Origin of the sequence: Thermoanaerobacter sp. A7A (assembly GCF_000445185.1) — a bacterium.
In the GTDB taxonomy this organism is placed as follows: domain Bacteria; phylum Bacillota; class Thermoanaerobacteria; order Thermoanaerobacterales; family Thermoanaerobacteraceae; genus Thermoanaerobacter.
In genome coordinates, this window is sequence record NZ_AVAF01000081.1 from 1 (window position 1) to 4,048 (window position 4,048).

Sequence of the window (4,048 nt, forward strand, 5' to 3'; positions counted from 1 at the left end):
GTAGTCTCTACGCTTTTATTTTTATACTATTATACTATGAATTCTTTTAAATCTTCTTCTAATTTTTTCAAGCTTTCTTCATCAGTTGTGTGAGGTATTACTGTAAGGACATTTTCTAAATTAAGACTAAAAAGGCCCATTATTGATTTTGCGTCTATTACATAGCGGCCGGAAGTCACGTCTATGTCAAAAGGATATTTTGAAGTTTTTTCTACAAAATTTTTGACACTTTCAATGGAAGTCAATTTAATTTTTATTTCTTTCACGATAATTCCCCCTTTTATGGATTTAACTTTATCGTATATGATTTTTGGACTTTTATCAATTAGCTTTTTTCACAAAAATTTTATGCTTATTTTAGTAATTGTTTTCAAAAGTAAAATCCCTCCAATGAGGGATTTTACTTAACATTTGAGGCTAAATCAATATCAACAGAAACATTTATATTTTTATCTGTTTTAACACTTATTTGTGTAATTTTACCATCATAAGTAAAACTTTTTATGTCATATGGATAAGTTATAGCTTGTGTCACAATTGCATCAGGAGAAGGGTCTATATATTTTACTTCAACTTCTAATATGGTATCCTTTGGTGTTTTTATTATGTGAGCCTTTTGTATATTTACGATATATCCACCTGTTCGCATCATACCGCGAGTTGCGATTACATAATATATTCCATTTTCGTCTATTAGTTTTACCGTAGGCTTGCTTTTAATAGATTCAACAATTGACATTATTTTTTGAGAAGGATTTGTAACCTTTTTTAATTCTATTTGAATCACTTCCTTTTCACTTTTATTATTTAGAATCTCAATTTTTGTTATGCTATTTTTAGAATTCAATGTTAATTTAACTAACTGGCCGGTTTGCAAACATTCTTTTCCAATATTTTCGCTTTCGAGATATACAGGTACATTTTTTAGTAAATTATATTTTTTTAACTTGTTATCAATTTCTACGGTTATAGTGTTGTTATTTACCATAAAAATAGTAGCAATAATTTTTTTATCATTAAAATTAAAAGAAAATTCTTTGTTAGACTGTAAGTTTTTTAAAGAAGATATTTTGGAACAGGCTGCGGTAAACAATAGTATAACAAAAAGAATTATTAATATATCAATTTTTTTGAATATAGCATTTTACCTCCTTTTCTTTTTAATTTTGATTTTCATTATGCCCATCTTTTATTTCTTTATCAGCATTCTTAGAGTTACAATAAGGGGATTCTACTTTTGTTGTTGATTCTTTTTTAGAAGAATTTTCAGATTCATCTTCTTTTTGTTGGTTGAAATCGCTGAAATTATCAGAATTCTCACCTTTAATTTTTTCATTGTTGCTTTTGTTTTTTATTTCAGATGAGTTACTACTTTTATTTTTATTATCATAATTTTTTTCATCTTCTTTATTAGGAGGATTGAAATTTTTCATTTCTATTTCTTTTTCTTTTATTTTTTTAGTATAAGCTTGTTGTAATTCTTTAAAAGATTCTGAATTGTTTAATTTATCTTTCGGTATCTCTATTCCTTCTTCTTTGGCTTTTTGCCATATAATAAGTCTTCCAGGAGAGACTTTTTCTTTTTTAGCTTCCTCTCTTTGAGTTTCATTGGATTTTAAAGTTTCTATTTGAACATTAGTATTTATCTTTTTAATATTATTAATAGCTTTTTGTATTTGTTCATTTATAATTGGTGAATTTTTAATAGGAACAGTAGTAATTATTACTGCATCATCTTCTTTTAAAAACCCTAATTTTTGCGATTCTTCAACTGTTTGATTTATAAACGTTGTAATGTCAAGGCCTTTATAAGAGAGATTTTTTAAGATTTTTTTTCCATCTTCATTTATAGGATTGGCACTTATTATTTTTCCATTTTTGTCTATTAAAACTTCAATGCTTGGATTTATATCTATATACACATAAGCGTAAACTTCTGCTGATTTAAAATTGATAATAGTAAAGATTAGTGCGAGAAGAATAGAAGCAGCTATTAAAATTTTAGCAGTAGACTTAAAGACTACAAAATTCTCGTTAAGTTCGATAGTTTCACCTACATTTACATTTTGCAAATTTTTAAGACATTTAAATTCTCCTTTTTCAGTCATTACATAAGTTTTATTTTTTTCTTTTTGAACCACAACAGCCTTCATATTTTTGCCACCTCACTTTCGGGGCTTATGTATTGTTTTAGAAGAGGTAAATCTTCAGAAATAATTATTACTAATGCTATTATGTATTTCCTATGTTTTTCTATAGTTTTGCGGCTTACTTTTAAAATACTTATTAAATCTTTTATAGGAAGATTCTTTTTGTTTTTTAAATATTCTAGCAATTTCTTGTTTTGACAAATTGTATAAGCAATTTTTGTAGTTATTTTTCTGGTGTCTGAGTGTTTGGGGGATTGTTTAACTAAATCGTCTAAAGTTATATTATAAAGACTTAGCAAATTTACAAAAGAAATCATTTCCAGTTTTCTATTTTCTACCTCATAATCTGTGCCTTTTTCTACATATAGTTCCAAAGGAATGGTATTTTGCTGATTTTGCCGTAAAAAATCTATAAGTCGCCTTTTAATGAGCATACTTGAAAAGCTTAAGAATGAACCTTTTGTATTATCAAAACTGTCTATAGCTTCGTTAAAGGCTATAAGGCCTATGCTTAATTCGTCGCTGTTTCTTTCATCTATATATCTATTTGTAAATAAAGACAATTGTTTTATGATAAAGGGGGTATATTCTTGAATTAGTTTTTCTCTTTCAGAGGGGTCTTTTTTAGCTGCGTATACTCTGTCGTTTATATCCAACTTAACCACCCCACTATATTATTCGCATCGACAAAATTTTTTGAGGGTATTCTATTAATAATGATTATATATTATAATATAAATGTCAACAAAAAAATACCAATGGGAGGTATAAAGTTGCTTACAAAAGAACAAGTATTAAACGCTCTAAGAAAGGTATATGACCCAGAAATAGGAAGAAGTATAGTTGACCTTGATATGGTGAGAAATATTCAAATAGAAGGGGATAAAGTTACAATTGACATAAACCTTACTGTGAAAGGTTGCCCTCTTCAAGATACTATTAAAAAAGATGCTATCGAAGAAGTATCCAAACTTGAAGGAGTTTCAGAAGTAATAGTAAATTTAGGTAGCATGACAGAAGAAGAACGACAAAATTTAGCAAGAAAGCTTAGCGGTGAGAGGAAACCTATATTTGAAAATACGAGAGTAATAGTAGTAGGTAGTGGAAAAGGTGGAGTAGGCAAGTCCACTATTGCAGTTAATTTAGCTGTAGCCCTTGCTAGATTAGGCTTTAAAGTAGGGCTTTTGGATGCGGATGTGTTGGGATTTAGTGTTCCAAGGCTTTTGGGAATTGTGGATGAAAGACCTTACGCATTGGATGAGCACACTATTTTGCCATTAGAAAGATTCGGGATAAAAGTGATTTCAATGGGTAATTTTACTGACGAAGATACACCTTTAATATGGAGAGGTCCACTTTTGTCAGGAGTTCTTGATCAGTTTTTCAATGATGTATATTGGGGAGAATTAGATTATTTAGTATTGGATTTACCACCAGGAACAGGAGATATACCTCTTACAGTGATGCAAAAATTGCCTGAGTCAAAATTTGTGCTTGTGACAACTCCACAAGCTTCAGCTTCTCACGTAGCAGGAAGAATCGGTTATATGGCTAAGAAAGTTAATTTAGAAGTTATAGGCATTGTGGAAAACATGTCATATTTTGAATGTCCTAACTGCCACCAAAGATATAATATTTTTGGTGAAGGGGAAACAGAAAAATTAGCGCAAGATTTAGGAACAGAAATACTTGTAAAGATTCCAATAACGGTTAAAGTCAGAGAATTAAGCGATGTAGGTATACCACCTGCTTTTGATGATGGACTTGAGGGACTTCCTTATATTGAGCTGGCGGAAAAAGTTGTGGAGAAAGTAAGGCCTATCAAATAAAAAAGCCTCTTTGTGAGGCTTCAGTTTGCTGACAAAGTTAAAAAATATTCAAAGGAGATATTTTGCATC

The 4,048-nt window shown here is 29.5% G+C and carries 5 protein-coding genes; 1 reads left to right on the forward strand and 4 read right to left on the reverse strand.

Features of this window, described 5'->3' with window-relative positions; all coding sequences use genetic code 11:
• Window positions 1-29 precede the first annotated feature (29 nt).
• The 4 genes from M663_RS0104655 to sigI form a co-directional block, all read right to left on the reverse strand.
• Complete coding sequence (locus M663_RS0104655) at window positions 30-266, reverse strand: HPr family phosphocarrier protein (RefSeq protein WP_013149608.1); 237 nt, start codon at window positions 264-266, stop codon at window positions 30-32.
• A gap of 134 nt (window positions 267-400) precedes the next feature.
• Window positions 401-988 carry a protease complex subunit PrcB family protein gene (locus M663_RS0104660; protein ID WP_029688118.1) on the reverse strand — a complete coding sequence of 196 codons (588 nt, stop codon included), beginning with the start codon at window positions 986-988 and terminating at the stop codon, window positions 401-403.
• 172 nt (window positions 989-1,160) lie between these two features.
• Window positions 1,161-2,153: an anti-sigma factor domain-containing protein gene (locus tag M663_RS0104665; protein ID WP_029688119.1), complete on the reverse strand. Its 993-nt coding sequence runs from the start codon at window positions 2,151-2,153 to the stop codon at window positions 1,161-1,163.
• The gene (gene sigI / locus M663_RS0104670) at window positions 2,150-2,806 is read right to left on the reverse strand and encodes an RNA polymerase sigma factor SigI (RefSeq protein WP_029688120.1); all 657 of its coding nucleotides are present in this window, start codon (window positions 2,804-2,806) and stop codon (window positions 2,150-2,152) included. Before sigI ends, M663_RS0104665 begins: the two co-directional genes overlap by 4 nt.
• A 60-nt stretch (window positions 2,807-2,866) precedes the next feature.
• Here sigI and M663_RS0104675 point away from each other — a divergent pair, with 60 nt between their 5' ends.
• Window positions 2,867-3,979: an Mrp/NBP35 family ATP-binding protein gene (locus tag M663_RS0104675; RefSeq protein ID WP_273702634.1), complete on the forward strand. Its 1,113-nt coding sequence runs from the start codon at window positions 2,867-2,869 to the stop codon at window positions 3,977-3,979.
• Window positions 3,980-4,048 lie beyond the last annotated feature (69 nt).

What these genes read in the sequence shown, in the direction of transcription:
- M663_RS0104660 (WP_029688118.1), bottom strand. Translation starts at nt 988, where the DNA reads ATGGTAAATAACAACACTATAACCGTAGAAATTGATAACAAGTTAAAA.
- M663_RS0104665 (WP_029688119.1), bottom strand. Translation starts at nt 2,153, where the DNA reads ATGAAGGCTGTTGTGGTTCAAAAAGAAAAAAATAAAACTTATGTAATG.
- M663_RS0104675 (WP_273702634.1), top strand. Translation starts at nt 2,867, where the DNA reads ATGATTATATATTATAATATAAATGTCAACAAAAAAATACCAATGGGA.